Raw genomic sequence first — 21,927 nt, forward strand, 5'->3', positions numbered from 1 at the left:
AGTGATATATAAAAACGATAAAGAATTAAGCGTTATTATTTTATTAATCAAACAAGCAAGATTCTTCCTCGAAAATCCCAAAAAGCAAATGGCAGAAATGCCCGAAGAAGTAGAGCAGTTGTTGAGCTTTGCCGAAGGTGTTGATATGGGAACTACTGGAGCCGGGGCTGCTGGTTTGGGAATTGGTGCGACTATTAGCTTAGCAGCGTTATATAGTGCTGGGATTACAGGGTTGTCAGCAGCAGGCATCGCAAGTGGGTTAGCTGCTATCGGTGGATCTATGCTTGGTGGCATAGCTGCTCTTGCTGCATTGCCGGTTGCTGTTGGAATTGGAAGTGCTCTTGCATATAAATGGCTTACAAGTGAAAGTTTGGAAGATAAGAAAAAGCGTTTACTCGGAGATCTCGAAAAAATTCAGCCGGAAATGAAGGTCAAAATAAAATGTTCTGACAAAGCCATTGCAAATCAAGCATACAATTTTTACGTTTTGATATATGGCGCAATGAACGATTTACGGCAAGACTTGGGTATGGAGCCTTTAAGAGAAATAGAACAAATTGCCCAACGCCCAGAAGTGTCAAAAGTTGAAAATGAAATAGATTTAGCGAACGACGATCCAAAGCAAGAAGAGATAGAGAAAAAATCCGATGATAAAAACCAGAAGTTAGTACGCGAAATATACCCAAAAGGATCTTTACCAGAACCTGATAATATCGTGAACAAAAATATTGGGCATAAAGATAAACTTCTCATTGAGGAATTAATCGAAACTCAATCTCAAGCGACAGAAAAAAATGAAACTCCAAATAATGAGCAAACTTCTCAAAATAAAAAATCGCTAGCTGAAGAGTTAAGAGAGTTAAAAGCGATATGGGAAGAAGATCTCATTACCGATGAAGAATACAGCGCTAAGAAGAAGCAGATTTTGGGACTTTAGTATCGTTCAAAACGATATGTTTTATTGTTGATTTGTTTATGCTAAAATTATGATCGGAGTAAAAACCACTCTGATTGCTAGTTGAATAATAAAATTCAATACCGAAATATCTAGCGAAATATTTATATTCGATATCAAGTTTGATAATTCAACCGTACGTAAAAAAAGAAAAGAGGTAAAAGTGTCACAAGGTCAAAGCAAAAAAGATGATCAACAAAAGTTAATACAGGAACAAAAAAGCAAAATAAAAGAACAAGAAAGAGTGATATCTGATCTTACAAACAAGCTCGAAAAAACGAAAAAAATATTCCTTCTTTTACTTTGCGTAACTCTTATGACTATAGCAATGTTTATACATAAAGATTACCAACATAAACAAGAGCTAAAAGAAATATTAAGTAAAATGGGGGAGAAAGATTAAATGAAAGACAATTCTTCCACAGATAAAATAGCTAATATTTTTACAATAATAGCTGGTATTTTTACAATAATTGGTACCATTTGGGCAATCTTTGTGTACTTCGCACCGTCACAGAAAGAGATGTATTTAAAAGATATATACAAGTCTATCGAAGTCAGACAAGAAACAATAAGAAAGAATGAAGAAGAAATAATGGCTTTGAAATCTGAAAACTACGATTTGAAAAAGAGTAATGAGCGACTTCAAAAAGAGTCTTCAAGACTAGATAAAGAAAATGACCGTTTAGGAAAAGAAAATGATCGTCTAAACGAAGAAAACGAAAGTCTCACTGGTTCAAATAAAAACTTACAAAAAGAAATAAAAAAGAAAAACCAAAAAATTGAACGTCTAAAAACTCATAATAAAAAATTAAAACAGGAAATCCAAAAACTAAAAAAAGCTTTAATGGAAAAGAAAAATACTGGACCATAAAGGAAAAGAAATGGAATATCTATATTACCTATATAATAATATCGACGTAATAAGAGATTGGGTTAACTTGGCGTTTATTGCCATTCCGACAGTTATGGCAATTTTTGCTATCTATAGTGCCATGGAGCATGGAAAACAATACAACGAAATGAACTCTTCTAAAAAAAGAGGAGCCGCAGCTGTAAAAAATAAGTATATGAAAGAAAAGTTTAAGGCCGGAAAAATTTATCTAATAGCTATATCATGTCTGTGTGTATACATCGTTGTAGTAAGAATCCAATATCAACTAGCAGAAAAAAAGATACAGCAACTTGAGTCTAGTTATAAGACTGATGTAGAAGAAGCCATTAAGGTAGAAAAAAGGCTTTTGAAGATGGAATTACAAGCGATCAAAAGTGAAAATGAAAAATTGAAAACACAATTAAAAAAATCACAAAAATAATTATCTTCTTTATAAGCACTTCAGCTCTAAATAATTCACGCCAAAAACGGCCGTTTTTGGCACTCTTTTAAAATCCTTCCTTTTTACCTTGTAATCCCCCAATATTTCATGCTAAAATTCATGCCAAAATCAAAATGCCAAAATTAACAGCAAAAGTTGAGTTTTGGCAAGAAAGGGATATAACATGTTAATTGGTTATGCACGGGTTTCGACTGAAGATCAAAATTTAGATGGTCAAGTAGATCAGTTACAGAAAATAGGGTGCGAAAAAATATTTAAAGAACATGCCAGTGGTACTAGTAAGGACCGAAAAGAATTGGCGAAAGCTGTGGACCAGCTGCGAAAGGGTGATACTTTCGTTGTTTGTAGTTTAGATAGGTTAGGACGCTCGGTAAAACAGCTCATCGAATTTGTAAATGACTTAAAAAAGATAGGTGTTGCATTTCGAAGTATAAGAGAGGCTATAGACACAGAGACTCCTACAGGGAAGTTTTTCTTTCATGTTACAGCAGCTTTTGCAGAGTTAGAACGAAATCTTATTCAGGAAAGAACAAAAGTTGGCTTAGCGGCTGCGCGTGCTCGTGGTCGTAAAGGCGGCCGCAAAAGAGTAATTGATGACAAAAAATTTCAAATAGCACTACAACTCTATGAAGAAAATAAAACACCTGTTACAGATATATGCAAAAGCCTTGGAATTGCCAAAAGGACTTTTTATCGCTATCTTGAAGAACACAAACAAAGGTCTCACCTATCAAAAACATAACCTGTCTAATATATTTAGATCTGGATCAGGAATAATGGATTTAAAACTACTAAATAAAAAATGTCCAAATTGCGGTAGTTCTGCTTTTAGACAAGAAAACTTTTTCACAACACTCTTTCTATTCCTACCGAATGTTTTGTTTTACAACAAAAAATATGAATGTGTTGGTTGTAAGAAAATTTACAATGTTTCTTCGAGTGCTATAGAATTGGTAACGCCTTTATGCTTCGGCATGGTGTTATACTTTTTGAAAGATCCCTCTATTATAATAATAGGCATCTCTCTTTTAATAATTACTTACATGTATATTCACTTTGGAATACCTGCATCACCAACAAAAGGAGTACTAAACTACCTTGTTGGTTGGTTTATACTGTGGACGGTTGTAGTTATACGATTAGCGCACAGTAACATCTTAAAACAATTTGGGCTAGCTCAGATGGATGGTGTTTTTTTTGCGCTTGGTGGAACTATTGCTCTCGGACTAGGGTATTTAACACTGTACTTAGAAATTAATTTAGGACAAGAGCTAGATCAAAGAAACGAAGAGGGAAAATTCAATATTAGAGAATAACTTTTGTATTTCTTAAGTGGAGTAAATATTTATCACATCTATGAACGAAAATTTTAATTTTACCTAAATTAAAGAATTAAAACTCATACTAATAATCTTTGAGGTGTCTTATATGCATCCTATCACAATAAAATTATTTTTAGCCCAAGGACATGCTGACGGTCTAAGAATAGCAGAAATATCAAATTGGTCTGGCAAAGCAATAGCTTGCCCTCGCAATGAGTTTAACACATTGCTAAAACGAGACGAAGTTGAAAAACCGGGTATTTATCTACTCTTTGGTGACCAAGAGGATTCCAATCCTACAGTGTATATTGGCGAAGCTGAGGATATTGGCAGACGTTTAAAAAAACATGAAACACTCGACTGGACACAAGTAATCACCTTCATTAGTAAAGACGATAACTTAACAAAATCGCATATAAAATATCTCGAAGGTAAACTCATCGATAAGTTTAGAGAAGTGGATGCTGTTAGTGTTCATAATGCGCAAACAAGTGGAGCTAAACTACCGGAGTCCGAAATAGCTTACATGAACGCTTTTCTAGAATGTGTTTACCAGATATTACCAATTCTAGGTGTATACTACTTTTCAACGAAACAATCAAAGGCAAAGTCTTCAGTCCTTTACTGCAAAATAAAGCAATTGGAAGCAAAAGGTCGCAGAACTAACAGTGGTTTTATCGTTTTAAAAGGGTCACAAGCAGTTTTTAAATTGAGACCCTCTGTGAGCAATGCTATTAAAAATAGAAGGCAAATGTTACTTGATAAAAAAATTCTCATTGAAGAAAATGATTACCTCATTTTTACTAGAGATCATGATTTTTCTAGTCCAAGTACTGCTGGAGCTATAGTTAGGGGTGGTAATACAAATGGCCTGATTCAGTGGAAAGATAAGGATGGTCAAACATTGAAAGAAATTGAAAGCCAGGAGAACGGGAATGAATAAGAGGGAAGCTCTAAAGTTATTAGAAAAATCGATTATTGACGTGCAAGAAAAATTTAAAGAGTCACCATATTGTTTTTTATCTGAAGATGATTTCAAATGCCATATTTATGCTCGAATATTAGGTGAATTAGGTGATCGTTTTTCAATACATACCGAAACTTCTTTTCGCGATGGAAATAGTAAGCTTTCAAAGAAGCCAGATTTATCTATCTATGTAAAAAAAGGTATAAAACGCGAACAAGAAAAGTTTTTCTGGGAAGTTTTTGCTGATGATGTGCTGGCTATTGTGGAAATTAAGTTTTTCAAAGCACACTCCAAGAAAAACGAAGAATTGGCAATGAAAGATATAGAGAAACTTGAGTCTCTCTTAGAGATGAACCCGACAGCAAAAGGGTATTTTGTCGCATTTTCTTTCCCCAAATTGAATATGGATATCATAAAGAAAAGATGCAAAAGTATAAGGGGGAAATTTTATTATTGTAGCTTTTTAACTACATAACATTTTTTACAAAAAAAACGATTAACTCCTATTATGAAAAAAGTGATATTACAAAATGCGAACAATATGAGGCTACAATGGACAGCGAAAAAACTATAAAACTATGGGGGAATATAATTCCTGAAATAGACAAATCTGACCCACAGCACACTTACAAAGACGTAAATTTTACTAAAGATATAACTGTACCGTTGGACTTTATATACAAAACAATCACAAGCACTGAAAATGAATCACAAGGGGAAACAAATAACTCTTTAGCAACGCAATCAGTTAACTACATACTTCTAAATGAAATTACGCGCGGTGGCATGGGGATTATATTTAAGGGGAAACAGAATAGTTTAATGCGAGAAATAGCTATAAAGAAAATTATCCCCAACAAAGAAAACTCTGCTAGCAAGAGTAAGTTTATATCAGAATCGCTTGTTACAGCTTATCTTGAACATCCTAATATTGTTCCAGTGCATGAGCTAAGTCAAGATCAAGATGGTGGAGTAATATTAGCGATGAAATTAGTAGGTGGCTTAGAATGGAAGCACTTACTACACCCACGCAATGACTACCACAAGGAAAAAGCAAATTCATACGATTTGGAGGCGCATCTAGGAATCCTCTTAAATGTTTGCAATGCTGTTGCGTATGCCCATAGTAAAGATATCATTCATAATGATCTCAAGCCTTCAAATATTATGGTAGGAGAATTTGGTGAAGTACTAGTGATGGATTGGGGTATCGCTGTAAACGTTAAAGATAAAGATAAATCTGACGAAATAACAATTCATAAATCTATGGTAAAGTCTCCTATGGGAACACCATGCTACATGCCTTGGGAATTAGCCGAGGGGGTAGGCGAAAATATTGGGCCATGGACTGATGTTTATCTTCTTGGAGGAATTCTCTACCACATTCTAATGGGAAAACCTCCACATGGCGAAAGTACTATAGGAGCTTTGGTTGCAGCAGTTACTGGTAAGCTACCAACTTTTGAAGATAAAATTCCCAGAGAACTCCAACAAATTTGCCACAAAGCCATGGCCAAAGAAATTGAAAAACGTTACCAAGCGGTTGAAGATTTTCGTAAAGATCTTCAAAACTACTTAAAACATCGCGAAAGTCTAATGATTTCAGATACGGCCCAAACTGTACTAAATAAATGCTGTAATCAAATTAAAAATGAGCTTTTAGAAAACGAGCTTGATATTTTATACACAAATTTTTCAAAGGCTATTTTTGGATTTGACCAAGCAGTTGATTTATGGAATGGAAATGAAGACGCTAAACAAGGACAACAAAACGCACGTATCGAGTACGCCAAGATAGCCTTTGCGCATGAAGATTTTGGATTAGCAAATGCACAAATTGCGACTATTCAAGGCAATAAAGAGGTTGATAAACTAAAGGTTGAAATCGAAGAAGCACGTGATAAAAAATTAAAGTTAAAATTGATGGCAGAGGAACTACAAAAAAAGATCGTTGAACAAAGGAATGACGCATACATACAACTTGCCCAAATAGCTTTGCGAAAATCCGAAGAGACGTATCAACAATTATTAGATAACATTCATAATCAAGGTTCCCAAAATGTAATTGATCTTCATACCGCAGAGAATTTATACAATCAATGCGGAGCCTATGCACTGGAAAGTTTGAAGTTTTTAAAAAGTATAGAAGTACCAAATACTCAACAGGAAAACCAAATTGAGACCGCAAAGAAAACTAGCTACGTAATGATTTGGATATGCCAAAATCGTAGTTATAGCTCTTTACTTTGGAGCAATCCAGGGGGCAAAAATATTTACAATGAAAAATCATCTATTTCTTTTAGCCCCGACGGAAATTTTTTAGTTTTTAATACCTGTAACAACAGTCTTCTTATCCATGATTTAATTACAAAAAAAGACCGAAAGGTTACTTTTCCATCTCGTGTTGACTCCGTTACGTTTAGTCCAGATGGAAAATATGTCGCTGTTGGTTTAGAAAACAACAAGGTTTACTTATACGATATCGACCAAGATGTAAAATATCTTTTTGAAGGGCATTGTGGATCGATAGAACAAGTAGTATTTAATTGTCAAGGAACACTACTCGCTTCTGCAGCAAAGGATTTTAAAATAAAGATCTGGGATCTTTCCACACACCAATTGTTACATACATTTGAAGGACATAATGCTTTAATTAACGCCATAGCCTTTAGCCCTGATGGAACGATTTTAGTTTCTGCTTCATGCGATAGAGCTGTTCGAACTTGGAATATCTCTACAAAACAACAAGAACTTCTCTTCGAAGGTACTTTTTATTCGGTAGCATTCCATCCAAACCAAAACTCGGTTGCTCTAGCATCTAAAGATAACGATGTGATAATTGTTAATCTCGAAACAAAGCAAGAAGAATATAAATTTAGAGGACATTGTGACTATGTGTTTAGTACTGCCTTTAGTAAAGATGGAAAATACCTTGCATCCGCTTCCTGTGATAAAAGTGTGAAGATATGGAACTTTGAAACAAGAAAACAAGTATATGCCATTGAGGAAACCTTCTTTTACAACTCGATAGCGTTTAATCCCAACTATGAAACTATAGCTTGCAACTCAGAGAACTACACTACAAAAATGTGGAAGTTAGGAAAAAATAAGCCAGTCCATAATTTTCGCGGACATAGCGATTATATTTTGTCTGTTTTGTTTGAGGGGCAATTCGTGGTTTCTGGTTCGTGGGATACCACTGTACGAATATGGGATACTACAAATAAACACGCAACAAAAGTTGTAACTTGTGGCTCTCCAGTAAATTCGATTTCTTTAAACAGAGATAACACTCTAGTTGCAGCAGGAACACATAATGCCATAGAGTTGTATAACATCCAAACACTGCAAAAGGTATCTGTTTTAGAAGGGCACTCTGGACCTCTTAGCTCATTAGTTTTTAGTGCAGATAACAATTATATAATTTCAGGATCTTTAGATACAACAATAAGAATATGGGATATTGGTTCAAAAAAAGAAATGAGTATCTTAAACGATCACAGTGACTATATAAAATCACTTGCGCTACACCCTAATGGAAAAACACTATTCTCTGGTTCATGGGATAAAACTGTTAGAGTATGGGATTTAGAAAAGCGCACTTCATCAATATTTGATACTCATGACTCACCAGTAGATTCAATAACAATTAGTCCTGACGGTCTACTTTTAGCATCGCTTGGCAAAACTGTTAAGTTGTGGGATATACAAAAAAATAAACAAATATTAGTCATAGCCCTGGAAAGTAGTGAAGTGGTTTCTCTAGCTTTTTCCCCTCGAAATTCTCTAATAGCGCTGGGATTAGAAAATGGAAATATCTTACTGCAAGAAATTATTACGGGTAAACAAGTGTTTAGCTTTGAGGGACACAACGAATCTGTGAAATCAATAGCATTCAGTAAAGATGGTAAATACATAGTTTCAGGCTCCAGTGATCACATCGTCAAAATATGGCGTTTACCAAGAATAGAGCTTTTTAAGTACTCAGAAACATTTAATAAGAATATATTAACATCTGATTTTTCATACTCTGTAAATCAGGATATGTCTCTGGCAAAAAAATAAGTATTAAGGTAAATGGACAAAATAGAGGTTTCTTGACAACAATTACGATTTAACCCCAAAGTTCATTAATGCAATGCCTAAGTAAACTAGTTATATCCGTGTAAAACATAGCGTTTTACTTTATGGCACCTGAGTTGATCCATAGCTCCAAATGTGTCGTTATATCGAGATAATTCACACTCTGCAATATTAAATTCAATACTATTATCTTTTTTTATCACACGGAGATAAACCGGGACAACTTTCATATAAGAAGGTATTTTTTCACAAACAGACAGAATAGGGTACAAAAGTTTATGTTTGGCGAGCGAAGAAAAATCTTTACCAATTTTGGCTTCTACAACAAAAAGACATTCTCTATCGTTACGTTGTCCTACAAATAAAGCATCTATTTCTACTTGTCCTTGGTTATGCAGTAGTGTTGTAGCACAAGTGGATATTGGCTGAAATTCAAAAGTAAAAGAGCTTTTACCTGTTGCTGGTATAATTTGCTGTGCAGATATTCCCAATGCATGAGGAAGTAAGCCAGAAGCAATAGCTAAGTTTACGATTGAAGTTTCGGTCAAAACAGGTAGCAATTGATAAGCAAACAAGCTGCGCACGGATACGTCAGGTAAATACATTTCAACTTTAGTCGAAGAAAAAATATTCTCATCAATAAAAAAATAGTCATCCCAACCTTGTGCAGTTTTTGCTAAAGCAAAATGAGTATACCTGGCTCCTTTGGGAGCACCCAGCCTAAATACCATACAATCTGCTTCGTACAAATCTCGACTTAAGTCGTTAAGACTATTAATAGAAATATACTGCGCTGTATTTTTTGTACCAATACCCAAAGTTGTAATATAATCCTGAAAAGATATTGGCTGCCCAACGAGTTGTTGGCTTTTTTCCAATTTTTGTATAGCTTCAAAAAATATGCTCATAATTTGTTCACCTAAATTTTATTATGAAACTGTTCTTTTATAAAAGAGTTTGCAATTTCTACTGTAAAACTTTCGTGATAAAATAATCTCTATGTTTAAAAAATGTTAAAACTAAACCTACAATAGGGAAACCAAAAAGAGCAAATTTACATACATGTCTTATTATGGTATATTGTAAAAACCGATAACTTCAATAACTTCCAAATTACAGCTACAAGTAATCTATCGGCCATGCATACTTCAGCAATAAAAATTGTGGCAAAAAAAGACAAGACATGTAATAATAACTAACCTAAAATCATACTCACCTTGCACCATCAAAAATAACATAACATAGTAAATCAGATAAACCTAAAAAGAAGCCAAACCAGATACTTATTTTTATGTTGGTAATTTTGGAACTGGTTATCTACCGGACTATTTTAAGAAGTACATCTGACAATAGCTATAAAGCCTTGAACACAAATGCGATATGGTTGAAATTTTATAGCGCAAGGCGGCTAAAAACATATAAAAAACACAGGTACCGTAAAACTTTTTTACAATACCCTTTAGATAAAACCTAATTATCAATATTTAGTGATGGTATAGAATCTCATGAAAAACTACATAGAAACCTTTAGAAAGGTTTTACAGCCTTACAAGAAAGAAATTAATGACATTGACAGCATCAATAATTTTTTTTGCAGGCTCTTAGACGAGACAAAGGGACAAGTCATCCTCGATTTCATGGATAGAACTCACTGGGACAATTTTGAAAAATTTGATCTTGATAAGAAAAAACGATATTTAACTTTAGTTTGGCATGATTTTCGGAATATCAAAGATCTTGAAGAGCGCGAAAGGTTAAGACATGTCTTTGGTGGCGATTTTTGTAAATGTATATTCCATATTAAATCGCTGGTCCCCATACTCACAGACAATTTTTGCGCATGTTTGATAAAGAATTATGCTTTAGAAGATGCACAGGTTCTATCCCACTTGGGTATAAAAAAAGAAGAAAAAAATTTTAAAATACAAAATGAAGCTTTTTTTAAAAAGTGTATTTTTACACATACAGGTAACAACCTAGGATGGACTAACTATCACTTTGTACCAATATTTTCTTCTGTTTTGATACCTAAAGGTGGGACAACAAGCCCTTTATCTACAGTACTCTTATGTGTTACAAATATTAATGACTCTATTAATAGATTAAATAATATTATCTCATCTTTGATAGACGAGAAAGACGAAGATGAATTACAAGGTAAAGCAAATAGTATTCGATCAAGGTTAGAAAACGTTTTAAAAGTAGAATGTTGCTATAGAAAAGTAGATTATCCCAAAAAGGTCAATTATCTATCTGCAAACAAACTTATAACATTAGTATATAGTAAAAAAGCAACGTCTGAAAATAAAGATATATTATTAAAGGTAAAGAACATAACAAACAAACACTCTCATGACAGCGGTATACGATTAGATAAAGAAAAAATTAAGTTTTGTGCATCTGCAATCATTGAATATAGTGAAAATTTGAAAACAGAAATTATCCAAAAACAAGGATTTCCTGAAAATATTTAACTTATTGTAAAGTCACATTTAACTGTACTCAACGCTAAGGTTTTGATTTAAAGTGTATGGTACTATGTTTTCATTTTGCTGTTTCTATTAACAGTACAATCTTGAAAAGAAGTCGAATTTTCAAAATTGAATACGATTGTTGTATAAAAGGCAAACCTTGATAAAAGCTCTCAAGTATAGGCATACCGACCCCATGGCAAAATAGAAATGAGCACATCTCTTCATTTTGCTATGTCTTCAAATTAAATGTTTAGCTATATTTTACTTTTGGTCTTGTTTATACTTATTGGTGTATTTCTCTATGGAATCAGGTTTGCATAGACCTCGTTCTTGCCAATTGAGACAACCTTTTATCGCCCAATTGAGTATACCTGACAATTCCTGTGCTAACTTGTACGACAAAAACTTATCACGCTCTTGCGCAGGGATTGTAGTATTGAAAGGTACTACACACAACCTCTCCCAAATTGCCATGTCATTTCCTTCAATGGTAGGCCTATGATTTGTCGCCATCCAAATCTTGAACTCTGGCTTATACTCGAAGAACTCTTTATGTAGAAATCTTGCTTGTATTGTATCTCCCCCTGTGATTTGTTTGATTAGCGATTCAGCTAGCTTACCACCTTGCTCTGTTTCGACGGTAGGAACAAAGCGTGCTCCTTTTAGTGCGGCTAAATCATTGGGAATACTTCCGCGTTTCTTAAGGAAGGTTTCTGGACGCGTTGGCTTTGCGTAATCCCCCATCATTTTTTCTATAGCACCGAGGAACTTCGACTTACCGTTTCGCCCACTGCCATGGAGCATAAACATACACTCTTCGTTGTTATTTCCGGTAAGACTATAACCAACTGCCGATTGTAGAAACTTGCGTATTTCTTCGTTTTCACTGGTGACGGTTTCTAGAAATTTGTTCCATGTCGGGCAAGGAGCTTCTGGATCGTAATGCACAGGAGCTTTTTTGGTAATAAGGTCTTGTGGGTTGTGTGGTTGTAGCTCACCTGTCTTTAGATTGACGGTTCCATTTTCAACATTCAGTAACCATGGGTTTGTATCTAGCTGCGATGTTTGAATGGGTACACCTGGTTCTGATTTAGCGAGCTTGATCATTGACATAATACGGTTATAAGACTGTGATCGTTCTGCGTGTTTTATTAGGCGATTATACTCCTTTTCACTTTTTGCCATATCCGCTTCGTGGTAGATGCTGATAACTGTATCTTTTGCTAAGCGAACAATTTCTTCAGTAGTGTCTATTTCCCAACGAGTACCATCCCACACCAACCATTTACCCCAAGCGTGGCAGTAACGGATCTTATGGCCGTGTCTTTTAACTAATCTTGCTGCATTTCCCATATCAGTATGCTTTCTATATACATTGACTTTAGTGTTTATCTTTGTACCTTGAAATGGCTGTGCAGTGTTTAGAATGTTTCTCAATGCCTCGACATTGTCTTGGGCTTTATGTTTGGTAATAAAGTCTGTGATATCTCCTTTCGGAAATTTGCGTCCGAAACTCCCAGGCCACTTGGCTATTTTCACGTTGCAAATATCAGAGAAAAAGCCGGCTACCTTATGCGCGCCTATTTGGCCAGCTTCATCGACATCATAGATAACAATAACATTGCGTCCTTTGAGTTTCTCTCTGGTTTTTATGAGTTGCTTGTCGCTGGGTAGCGAACCTTCACCACCAGTGAAAGTGGTAAAGACGAAGTCGTCACCAAGATGTGTTTGCGCTACGGCTTTGTCTTTTTCACCGGCACATATAACAACGGGTTTATCGATAGTGGAGGGTGTTATTTCGTGAATACCGTATAGGGAAATTTTACCACCGCGCTCGAATTTAGATTTGGTTTTACTGGGTGCTTTACGTGAGTATTTTTTCAATGTAAACACATTGCCATATTCATCGAAGATAGGAAAAATTAGGCGCGCTTCATATTTGCCAAAAGTAGGCATATAACCTAGCTTTAGTTTTTTGGCGGTATGTATAGAAATGCCTAAGGCTTCTACAGCGGCAAGACTTTTGTCTAAGTTACGCATCAGGTTGTCGTGATATCGGTATACTTTATCTTCTAGACTTTCTTTTTTACTAACACCTGCTTCTACGGATAGAAAGTCGATAGAGGTTTTATTTGTGGTATTTTTGAGTTGTTGTACAAAATGAAAAACGCTTCCTTGTTGATTGCATCCGAAACATTTAAAAGCGCCTGTTTTTGCATTAAAGCCAAAAGAGGGCGCGCAATCTGAGTGACCTGGTAACGGGCAATGGCCGTTGAACCAATCGTTGTTTCCTTTGGTGATCTTGCCTTGCATGTGTCTTTTGTAAAAGGCTTCGATATCTAATTTGTCGAGTATTTTTTGCTGCACTGACATTGTTTCTCTCCTAAATTTTACTTTCCACAGGGAGAGATTCTGTGTATAATTTTATTGTTGTATAGACACAGAATCTCTTAAAGATATGTGGCTTGCTGAGCTGATACTGCGAATATCAGCTCGGCCTCTCACCAACATACCTCCTTACCAAAAACGAATTACATATAACTCAATTTCGAAATAGCTTGTTGTTGCTTTTGCGGGTATAGATGTCTATATCGTTCGCGCATCTCTTCTGTTTGATGTCCTAGTATGCTGTCGATAATTCTCTGATCGATTCCTTCCGCAGCTAAATTGCTGGCCAACGAATGCCGAAACACGTGAAACCCAACCCCTTCGAACTCTGTACCTTGAATGAGCTTTTGAAATGGATAGTACAGTTGATCATTAGTGAGTTGCTTGCCTTTACGGGAAAATACCCACTTGCTTTTATGTGAAGTCTCGTAGTGTTCTTTGAGTTTTTCGGCGAGTTTTTCGGTCATTTCGACGCGACGTTTGACTTCTTTGCGCTTGCGAGATTGTTTCTGAGAGGAAATCCAAATAAGATTTCTGGTAAAGTCAATATCCTTCCACTGTAACTTTCTTAGTTCACCGCGGCGCATGCCAGTACATGCAAAAACGAGAATAACGAGGTGTGTTGGAGTTCCTTCGGCAATGGAGGCAAGACGCTTTATTTCTTCAGGAGTTAGGTAACGATACCTTTTTATTTCCTTCTCTTCGCGTTTTGTATGCTTGCCTGTTTTGAGAGCTTCGAGAATTTCACTGTTGGTACGAAAGCGGAAATCGGGTACTTGACTGGGGTCTTTTTTGACGCGTTTAACGATGTTTTCTTTGACATAGGCATTGTCAACAGCGTATTGCATCATGAGTTGGAATGTGGTCAGTTCTTTATTTACCGTATCGGTACGTACACCTTTGTCATAACGATATTGTTTGTATTTTAAAAAGAACTTAACATTGAGTTCACGAACGGTAATCCGTTTATTTTTAGTTGCTTGAAGAAACCGCTCCATATGACGAATGTGAACCTCTTCCGTTTTTATGGTGGTTTCTGATTTAGCTTGCAAGCTCATCGTACCAGCATACTCGCTTAGTAATGTGAGCAGCTTCATACCGCTTTTGGGTTTTGGTGTGTCTTGTTGGTATGGTTGGTTTACTGCAGTGTTAAATACAAAGTCAGCAACAGATACGTCTTGAGGTACGGTTTTAAAACCGTACTTCACGTATGTTATTAATGAATTGACTTTACTCTGTAATGCATAGGCAATATCTTCGTCTTTAATAAAAAAACGACGATGTTGCTTACCTTGAAATGAAAAATGTAATCGAAAGCCATCACGGTGACGAATGGGTGATGGTTTTACCTGCGCACGCTTCATGTGCCTCTCCTAAATAAGTCATTTATTTAGAAGGAGTTATGTAAAATAATGAGAGTTTTTTATCTAGCCACATGGTATATTTGATGTGTGCTAGACTGTTATTTGTTGTGTTAGTTACTTCTATTTATATCACCGATTTTACTTAATTACAAGTTAGCCCAATTTTTTTCTCACTTTTTCCGATCCCGCCTTCAGGTCCTAGTGGGTTCTATTTACGAAAATATCTTTTCCATACACCGGGATTTGGTCTGGATACTTGCTAGTGATATGCCATTTTGTTAAACTGATTCTCTTAGTAAGTTGTTGATAATCCTCTCCCATCTCAACAGGCTTACGCTGTATCGATGATGTTGCTTTGAACGAGTGTATTTGCAAACTTTATGTCTTGAGTTGTCAAATCATCGATATTCTTATCACGATCCTTACCATTGTACTAAAGCGTTCCCATATTACGTTGAAACACTTGTAAAAACAAGTGTTTCAATACGAACTACTCTTCTTCGGCCATCTCTTCATCAAAAAAGTCTTCTTCGATTTCTTCGTCATAAGAGTTACGACTACTGGAAACACGTTCGGGGTGGTAGCTCTAATTTTTCTTGTTTATTTTCTTGAAATGTGAGCTTTAGTGTTTGTATGGCGTCAGATTCCATTTCTACATCAAATATGTATTCAGTTGCGTCTTGGCTACTTGCTGCGGGGGTTGATTTGATGAAATTTATATTTGCTGCGGGGTTATCGATGATGGTAAGTCGCATCTGTACTTTTTTGCTTGTTTTGTTTTCGATACGTATGGAACGGTGGATTGTTTCGACCCAGGTTCTTTCAATCATTCGCGGAGAAAGGCGCTTGGAGACGACTTTAGATTTTTCAATGCCACCAAGTTTGTCAAAAATTTCAATAAAAGGGTCTTCCAGCCATTGCGTTTGGAATTTATTGCAATTTCAACGAATGCGTAAGGTAAATTCTACGCGTGAATTACATCAAAGAAAACCTTCATAGCATCTAAAATATATGCGAGTGGTTAGACTAGAGCATGTTACCAATTCAAATCTGGTACCAGTAGGCTGAGTCTAACACTACATTTTACTCTGTTTTTAAAACGAAGAAATTATCAAAAATTGTTTTTTGTTGAAATTTTAAGATTTATTTTGTTAGGTTGCTATTTTCAATAGTTACTAGTGATTAATGATTAATATGAGAATAAAATGAAAAATAATATATTTCAAATGCTCCCAAATGTTTCAAGTTCAAAAAGCCACTCTGGTAAAATATTTCAACTACTTCCAAGTACTTTCTACACTGTTCAAGCAAAAACTTATAATAACGTGTTTCAAATACTTCCATCAACTTTAAATCAAAAACAAAAGACTATTCAGAGAATAGCAACTACATATATTGCAGATCTTTCGGGACGTCCAATTTATGCTTCTGCTGTGATAAGACCTACAGACCTAGGCACTGGTACACCAGCATCGGTCGCAAGTGGTAATGTCACTGGACATATGGGAAATAATCACCCTTATCACCATGAACGTGGGCATCTAATAGGAAAGCAGTTGGGGGGGAACGGGGCAGATGTACGTAACTTAGTAGGGCTGTCCGATGGTACAAATGCACCCATGATGGCAGATATCGAAGGGGTTGTACGCGAGATTCTTGAAAATAACGGTGCTAATGCGAGTATTTTCCTTGAGGTGACGGTTGATTATACGGGTACCCATTACAACGGGCCTCCAGCAGCACCTTATGTGCCTGGAATGGTTGGTTCTATAGAAGTCAATGTATATAATGAACCTGGTGGTGCCATGCTGTATACACAACGTTATCCTAATGGTATGGTTAAAAATCATCGTGTTTTAGGTTGTTGTTAGTGGAATAAAATGCAAAATCCAGAATCTTGGTAACGAAAGAGATTCGTGTTTATATAATTATTTTTTACTATAAGAATGTTTCGAACAAATGTCATTACCAAATTTATATATCTTTTCAACTGTAACTCTATTTGATGTTGAATACTATTTGAAAATTTAATCCTTAGTTTCTATAGTAATAATTCCCTCTTTAAACTCCACAACTTGAGTATCACTTTCATTTTTGCGGCACATATTAAAAACGGGCTTGGAGTCTTCATAAACGTGTTTAACAGCTGTTTCGCTCTTTTCTGTCAATCCAAGTAATATGCTGTTTCCTTGTGTGTCCTGTGGTAATTTAGAATCTAAACGCCAGTCTAAAAAGCGGTAGATCGCTGCTGTTTGAAATTTCAGTTCGATTAAGACACGCGAGTTTTTGTAGCATGGAAAGTATATGTGTCCAGAAAATAAGTTAGGTTCGAATGGTACAATCACCTGTTTATCTTCCCAGAGAGGCATAGCTACACGATAGATTTTTTCTGATGTATCTTCGTTTTCGTAAATTTGATATGTTTCGTCAGGTTCATCGCCATCGCTGACTACTTTTCCTTCAACATAGACTTTGTAATTCGGAATACGAAAATGTGGAAGGTTTACTTTTTTTTCATCTTGGGTTTCTAGTCGCGCATGAACATTAAAAAAATAGGAATTGTAAGCTGTGATTAAATCACTGTAAGGATCTTGTCTTTCTGCAGAGGCATTGATTGTTAGAGATACACTGCGATATGTATTTTCACTTAAATAAGCTTTGCCTTCCCAACCTTTTTGTGAATCAAATTCGATAATGGTTCCTGGAACAACGTCTACTGTGGGAAAATGGGTGAACTGTAAATAGACTTGGTGTTCTTCGTTTTGGTGAATGTCTTTTTGCAGTTGGGTTTGCTCTTCTAGTTGTTTGTTGATTGCGGTGCGAATGTACACATCTTGTGTATAGTCACTGATTGAGGTATCTAGTATGATGTCTGTAGTTACCGCGTTTTCTGTGTAACCATTTAGTATTCTCTTGTTGTAACGCATTATTTTCGGTAAAGAGACTCTCCACTCACTGACGTCTTCGCGTGGTAATTGTAGAGCAGTAGAGCTTTCTTTTTCTTGCTCTATTGTGTATTTATTTTCCTTGTGTTTGTAGTTCCATACTCCATTTTGCGCATGTGTATACCATAAGATGAAATCATAAAAAGAAGCATTGTTTATATCTTGGGGAAAACCTAGAAAAAGTATTGGGTGTTGTTTGGTAAATATTTCCCATGTGGTGCTGATGTCTATTTTTTCGCCTTTTTCAGAATCAAGAATATCCTGCATTGTCGCTTCTGTGAAAAGTTTACATGGTTTATGATGTGTCCAAAAAAGTTGTGCAGCATCGCAGAACCTAAGTAGATAATAACGTACGAATGGTTCATCTGGCTGATTGAGAACACGTTCTTTTAATTGTCTTTCAAAGACAATGCCTTTAGCAACAATAGCATTGGGTGCTGGTTTAGGACGTTCAAAATAAAGTTCAAGTTTCAATTCTGCTTCTATCAAAGAATCTCCAGAAAAAGCAGAGAAAAGTCCTTTTTCATCTTCTTTATACATCCAAAATTCTGCGTTAGCTTCAAATCCATAGTTGTGCATTTGCAGAGAAAAATCTTTTATGCGTCCTCCCAATATTTTCCAGGATTGCCCATTTATTGTAAGTTGTAAAGTAACCTTAATACCTTCTTTAAACATGATAGTCTTTCTGAAATTTTATTAGTCGTATACACAGAAATATTGTTATGATGTGATTTGTTTTGCAATATGCATAAAAAATACAAACTTCTAAATTTATAGATGAAAAATGCAAAAATTTCCCAAGTTTTCTTCTAACACTTGGTTAGAAGATAGCTATACCAAACCTAAAGATTTCTGGCAAGAGCTTTTTTCTGTGGAGAATAAAAGGTTCTCAGCACATAGCTGTCCTTTTAATGGTTATAATTTTTACTACGATTTGGTTTTACGTCACACATCCAATAAGAAAAAAGTAGCTTTTTACTATTACAATCAGAAATGGCAACAACTTTCATATTACAATTTACATATGCAAGTAGAGCACTTAGCTTTGCAATGGCGCAGCAGTGGTGTAAAAGCTGGTAGTATAATGTGCATTGTTTTGCCTATGGGACCCAAGTTGGTTGTTGCGATCATGACAGCGCTAAAACTGGGATTGATTTTTTCTGTGTTGGTACCGCAAGGGCAAGCGTTTATAATGAACCGTTTGACAAATCTAACTCCTGAACACATTTTTACTAATAAAATTTTCCACTTATGGCTTAAAGATTTCAAAGAGCAAATTTTGCCTGATGATGTCGAAGTGCAAGGCCAATTTGATTTTTCAGCTCATATTTACAAAAGTGGGGAAGCTTTGGGAATGTTTTTTTCATCTGTGAGAAAAGATTGTACACAACCTATACCTTTGCTATGTGATCAAGCTTATTTATATGCATTAAGGGACGGCTTACTTACGTTTGCGCTGCACAAGCAACAACATTTTGTGGATAGTGAAGTAGATTTTTTTCAATACCAACCATATTTACTATTGATGAGTTTACTATTTGGGCGTAGCTACGTTTATTTGCAGATAAATCAAGTCAAGGAACAACCTAAACTTCTCAATACATACAAAAACAGTCTTCTATTCATCCCTCGTAAACTAAGAGAACTTTTGCTAGAAGCTCCCAAAGTAAAACTAAAAAACTGTACTTTATGGGTGAAAAGTGCTATTGAGTCCATTGATTTGGCTCGTTGGATTCAGTTTTCCTCAGAGCTAAAATTACAAGAAGTAGAGTGTTGCAATATTGTAGCCGAAGCTGCTTGGGGCGGGTGTGTTCTTGCTTCCCGGCGCAAAGACTTGCTCAATATTGAACTTCAACCTTGTGCAGGAGTTCCATGGAAGATGGAGAATCTTTCTGAAGAAGTGATAAATTCATCCGTTGGATTTTTTGTTGCAGAAGGCATGAATAAAGGAGATGGTAGCTTGGGCTCACTGTTACTCATGAAAAATCAAACCTATTGGCGTTATACAATGACTGATTTTCCGTCAAGAAGCGGCTTCACTTGGCCGATAGAAGAAGTCATTTCTATGGTGGAAGAACTTGATTTTGTCTACGCTTGTTCTTTTGCTATTTCGCTAGAGATAGAGTTGGGACAGCAATACTCTTATATTTTAGTCATTTTTACAGGTGTAAAAACAAAAAAAATGCTATCTGAGAACAAAAATAAATGGACACAAGAAATAAAAAATGTTATAAATCTTCAACTTGGCTCAAACTATCTTCCCAACACTATAGAATTTTTTCCTCTAGTTCCCCACAAAAAAGAAGAAAAAACTGATCATAAATGGTGTCAGGGCCAATTTTTTTCAAAGAAGCTACACTTTAAGATGAACAACAAAACCTTTGATTTATTAGCAAATATTCAAGAGCTGGCTTACCAGAGATGTGATGAAAAGTAGATCATGATATACTTTCATTATCCCTCATGATTTAGAAATTGCTAAACTACTTCCTGCTTAACTTTGTAAGGTTTAGAATTATGGCCCAACAAACTTGCATGGGTGCTACTCTCCAATGTAGTTTTGGTGTATCAGTTTCCTCCTTAATTGTTGCAAGAACAGTTTTTACAACAACTCCAGCAGCAAATATTATGGACCACAAACCTTTTAGCAATATTCTTCCTTTTGGACTTTGTACGTCTATCGCTAATCCTCAAGTTGCATCAGCAACAGCAGCAGCGCTTGGCGTTTTAACTCCGATGCCGTGTATTCCAGCAACATCTTTCCCCTGGCTTCCTCTAAAACCGACAATCACCATAGATAAATTTCCAACCTTAGACAAAGATTCTGTTTTATTGTGCCAATGGTTAGGAGTTATACGTATTCTAAATCCAGGTCAAATGATAACTATGTTGAAATAACTCTGAGATTTTTATGCCGTTTGAACATCTTGATAAAGTAGAAAGAAAAGTAAAACGCACTGTAAAGTGTTTTGACATAATTGCATTGCTGAAATTTCTGCACTACCGTGGATTCCACGATGAGCAAATTATGTTCATTAGCAATAAAGATTTACAGTCAAATGCAACAGTAGTTGAGAAAATAGACTTTTACAAAAAACTTCTATTTTTTAGCAGTGGTGATACTGATTACCTTAACCAAGGAACTATTTGCCCGTCATTGCACCAAAGTTTTTTTAAGGAAGGAGTCTTCCTTTCTAAAGATGTAGAAGTGAAACAAGTAGAAAAAAACAACTCATGGTTGATACAGGATAAAGAAGTTTATTCTATCTTACACAAAAAAAGACAATTAAGTGTGTATCGCCAACAACGAGTTGTTGTTACTGTTAATTTTGGTTTGCTAGGTGCCACAGGACTACTACCTTCTTATTTTTCGCAACTTATGGAAACGGATGAGATCAATAGTGAAAAATTTACGGCATTTATAAATGTTTTAGAACATCATCTCATTCATTCTTATTTGCGTAGTATATATCCTGAATACAACTCAAAGTTACTAAGCAATATCACTAAAAAATTTGAACATAATGAAATATTTCCAGTGTTTCGCGATTGGGAGCACATCAAATATTTTGTATTTAATATGCTGCCCTTAGCTTCTGTCACAATGCTGCATTGTCTCTTTAAGGCGGTGTTTCCAGAGTTAGGCGTTCGTGTACAGAGAAGGCAACAAGTGCACAGTTTTCCAGTGGATGATTTTCGTTTAGGAAAATCATTGCTCAACGAACTTCACTTTCTTGGACGTGAGGGGGCAGCTGAAACAACAAGTTTTTGTATTTGTCTGGTTGCAGAGCAGAAAGAAACCAATACTGGTATTCTGTGGACACAAGAAATTCAGAAACGTTTACAGGAAGATATTTTTTATATTTTAGAAGGTTTGACTTTACACTTAACTGTCAAATTAATTTTGCCAATACCACAACATAAATGGTTGAAGTTAGAAGCAAAAAGTTATTTAGGAATTGATGCCCTCTACGATGAGGAAAGCAAAAATGCTTCCAAAGCTACAGCGATTACTCTATATCATGGTTTCGTTTCCATTCACTCACAAAATCAATTTTTTGAGCAGTTGTTAGAATAGTAGAAATAGAAAAA

General features: G+C 35.6%; 19 protein-coding genes. 14 read left to right on the forward strand and 5 right to left on the reverse strand.

From position 1 onward, the window contains the following. The first annotated feature begins 1 nt into the window (after position 1). The 9 genes from UABAM_RS24810 (at position 2) to UABAM_RS24850 (ending at position 8,646) form a co-directional block, all read left to right on the forward strand. The gene (locus tag UABAM_RS24810) at positions 2–937 is read left to right on the forward strand and encodes a hypothetical protein (RefSeq protein WP_151970690.1); all 936 of its coding nucleotides are present in this window, start codon (positions 2–4) and stop codon (positions 935–937) included. Positions 938–1,118: 181 nt separating this feature from the next. Beyond that, on the forward strand, positions 1,119–1,358 hold the full coding sequence (locus UABAM_RS24815; protein ID WP_151970691.1) for a hypothetical protein: 240 nt from the start codon (positions 1,119–1,121) through the stop codon (positions 1,356–1,358). Beyond that, on the forward strand, positions 1,359–1,829 hold the full coding sequence (locus tag UABAM_RS24820; RefSeq protein ID WP_151970692.1) for a hypothetical protein: 471 nt from the start codon (positions 1,359–1,361) through the stop codon (positions 1,827–1,829). A gap of 10 nt (positions 1,830–1,839) precedes the next feature. Further along, on the forward strand, positions 1,840–2,271 hold the full coding sequence (locus UABAM_RS24825) for a hypothetical protein (protein ID WP_151970693.1): 432 nt from the start codon (positions 1,840–1,842) through the stop codon (positions 2,269–2,271). Positions 2,272–2,455: 184 nt separating this feature from the next. After that, positions 2,456–3,034: a recombinase family protein gene (locus tag UABAM_RS24830; protein ID WP_151970694.1), complete on the forward strand. Its 579-nt coding sequence runs from the start codon at positions 2,456–2,458 to the stop codon at positions 3,032–3,034. Between the two features lie 34 nt (positions 3,035–3,068). Continuing rightward, positions 3,069–3,608, forward strand: a complete 540-nt coding sequence (locus UABAM_RS24835; protein WP_151970695.1) for a hypothetical protein — start codon at positions 3,069–3,071, stop codon at positions 3,606–3,608. 112 nt (positions 3,609–3,720) lie between these two features. After that, positions 3,721–4,557 (forward strand): GIY-YIG nuclease family protein, encoded by an 837-nt coding sequence (locus UABAM_RS24840; RefSeq protein WP_151970696.1) that lies wholly within the window; start codon positions 3,721–3,723, stop codon positions 4,555–4,557. Then, on the forward strand, positions 4,550–5,056 hold the full coding sequence (locus tag UABAM_RS24845) for a hypothetical protein (RefSeq protein ID WP_151970697.1): 507 nt from the start codon (positions 4,550–4,552) through the stop codon (positions 5,054–5,056). The genes UABAM_RS24840 and UABAM_RS24845 overlap by 8 nt, the downstream gene beginning before the upstream one ends. Before the next feature lie 77 nt (positions 5,057–5,133). Further along, complete coding sequence (locus tag UABAM_RS24850; protein WP_151970698.1) at positions 5,134–8,646, forward strand: WD40 domain-containing protein; 3,513 nt, start codon at positions 5,134–5,136, stop codon at positions 8,644–8,646. Between the two features lie 86 nt (positions 8,647–8,732). Here the strand turns inward: UABAM_RS24850 and UABAM_RS24855 are convergent, their stop codons facing one another. Continuing rightward, positions 8,733–9,572, reverse strand: a complete 840-nt coding sequence (locus UABAM_RS24855; protein ID WP_151970699.1) for a DUF6997 domain-containing protein — start codon at positions 9,570–9,572, stop codon at positions 8,733–8,735. 597 nt (positions 9,573–10,169) lie between these two features. Here UABAM_RS24855 and UABAM_RS24860 point away from each other — a divergent pair. Continuing rightward, the gene (locus UABAM_RS24860; RefSeq protein WP_151970700.1) at positions 10,170–11,138 is read left to right on the forward strand and encodes a hypothetical protein; all 969 of its coding nucleotides are present in this window, start codon (positions 10,170–10,172) and stop codon (positions 11,136–11,138) included. A 261-nt stretch (positions 11,139–11,399) separates the two neighbouring features. On the opposite strand, the gene UABAM_RS24865 is transcribed toward UABAM_RS24860, so the two are convergent. From UABAM_RS24865 to UABAM_RS24875, 3 genes are all read right to left on the reverse strand, one after another. Continuing rightward, complete coding sequence (locus UABAM_RS24865; RefSeq protein ID WP_151970701.1) at positions 11,400–13,511, reverse strand: phage/plasmid primase, P4 family; 2,112 nt, start codon at positions 13,509–13,511, stop codon at positions 11,400–11,402. 158 nt (positions 13,512–13,669) lie between these two features. After that, positions 13,670–14,890, reverse strand: a complete 1,221-nt coding sequence (locus tag UABAM_RS24870) for a tyrosine-type recombinase/integrase (protein WP_151970702.1) — start codon at positions 14,888–14,890, stop codon at positions 13,670–13,672. Positions 14,891–15,447: 557 nt separating this feature from the next. Continuing rightward, on the reverse strand, positions 15,448–15,720 hold the full coding sequence (locus UABAM_RS24875; protein WP_151970703.1) for a hypothetical protein: 273 nt from the start codon (positions 15,718–15,720) through the stop codon (positions 15,448–15,450). 375 nt (positions 15,721–16,095) lie between these two features. Between UABAM_RS24875 and UABAM_RS24880 the strand changes: the two genes are divergently transcribed. After that, on the forward strand, positions 16,096–16,761 hold the full coding sequence (locus UABAM_RS24880; RefSeq protein WP_151970704.1) for a DNA/RNA non-specific endonuclease: 666 nt from the start codon (positions 16,096–16,098) through the stop codon (positions 16,759–16,761). Between the two features lie 156 nt (positions 16,762–16,917). Here UABAM_RS24880 and UABAM_RS24885 read toward each other — a convergent pair whose 3' ends face one another. After that, positions 16,918–18,510, reverse strand: a complete 1,593-nt coding sequence (locus UABAM_RS24885; protein WP_151970705.1) for a hypothetical protein — start codon at positions 18,508–18,510, stop codon at positions 16,918–16,920. Positions 18,511–18,619: 109 nt separating this feature from the next. Here UABAM_RS24885 and UABAM_RS24890 point away from each other — a divergent pair, with 109 nt between their 5' ends. From UABAM_RS24890 to UABAM_RS24900, 3 genes are all read left to right on the forward strand, one after another. Beyond that, positions 18,620–20,272 (forward strand): AMP-binding protein, encoded by a 1,653-nt coding sequence (locus UABAM_RS24890; protein ID WP_151970706.1) that lies wholly within the window; start codon positions 18,620–18,622, stop codon positions 20,270–20,272. Positions 20,273–20,352: 80 nt separating this feature from the next. Next, positions 20,353–20,733, forward strand: a complete 381-nt coding sequence (locus tag UABAM_RS24895; protein WP_151970707.1) for a DUF4280 domain-containing protein — start codon at positions 20,353–20,355, stop codon at positions 20,731–20,733. A 13-nt stretch (positions 20,734–20,746) separates the two neighbouring features. After that, the gene (locus tag UABAM_RS24900; RefSeq protein WP_151970708.1) at positions 20,747–21,913 is read left to right on the forward strand and encodes a type VI secretion system baseplate subunit TssG; all 1,167 of its coding nucleotides are present in this window, start codon (positions 20,747–20,749) and stop codon (positions 21,911–21,913) included. The last annotated feature ends 14 nt before the right edge of the window (positions 21,914–21,927 follow it).

Origin of the sequence: Candidatus Uabimicrobium amorphum (assembly GCF_009002475.1) — a bacterium.
GTDB classification, from domain to species: domain Bacteria; phylum Planctomycetota; class Uabimicrobiia; order Uabimicrobiales; family Uabimicrobiaceae; genus Uabimicrobium; species Uabimicrobium amorphum.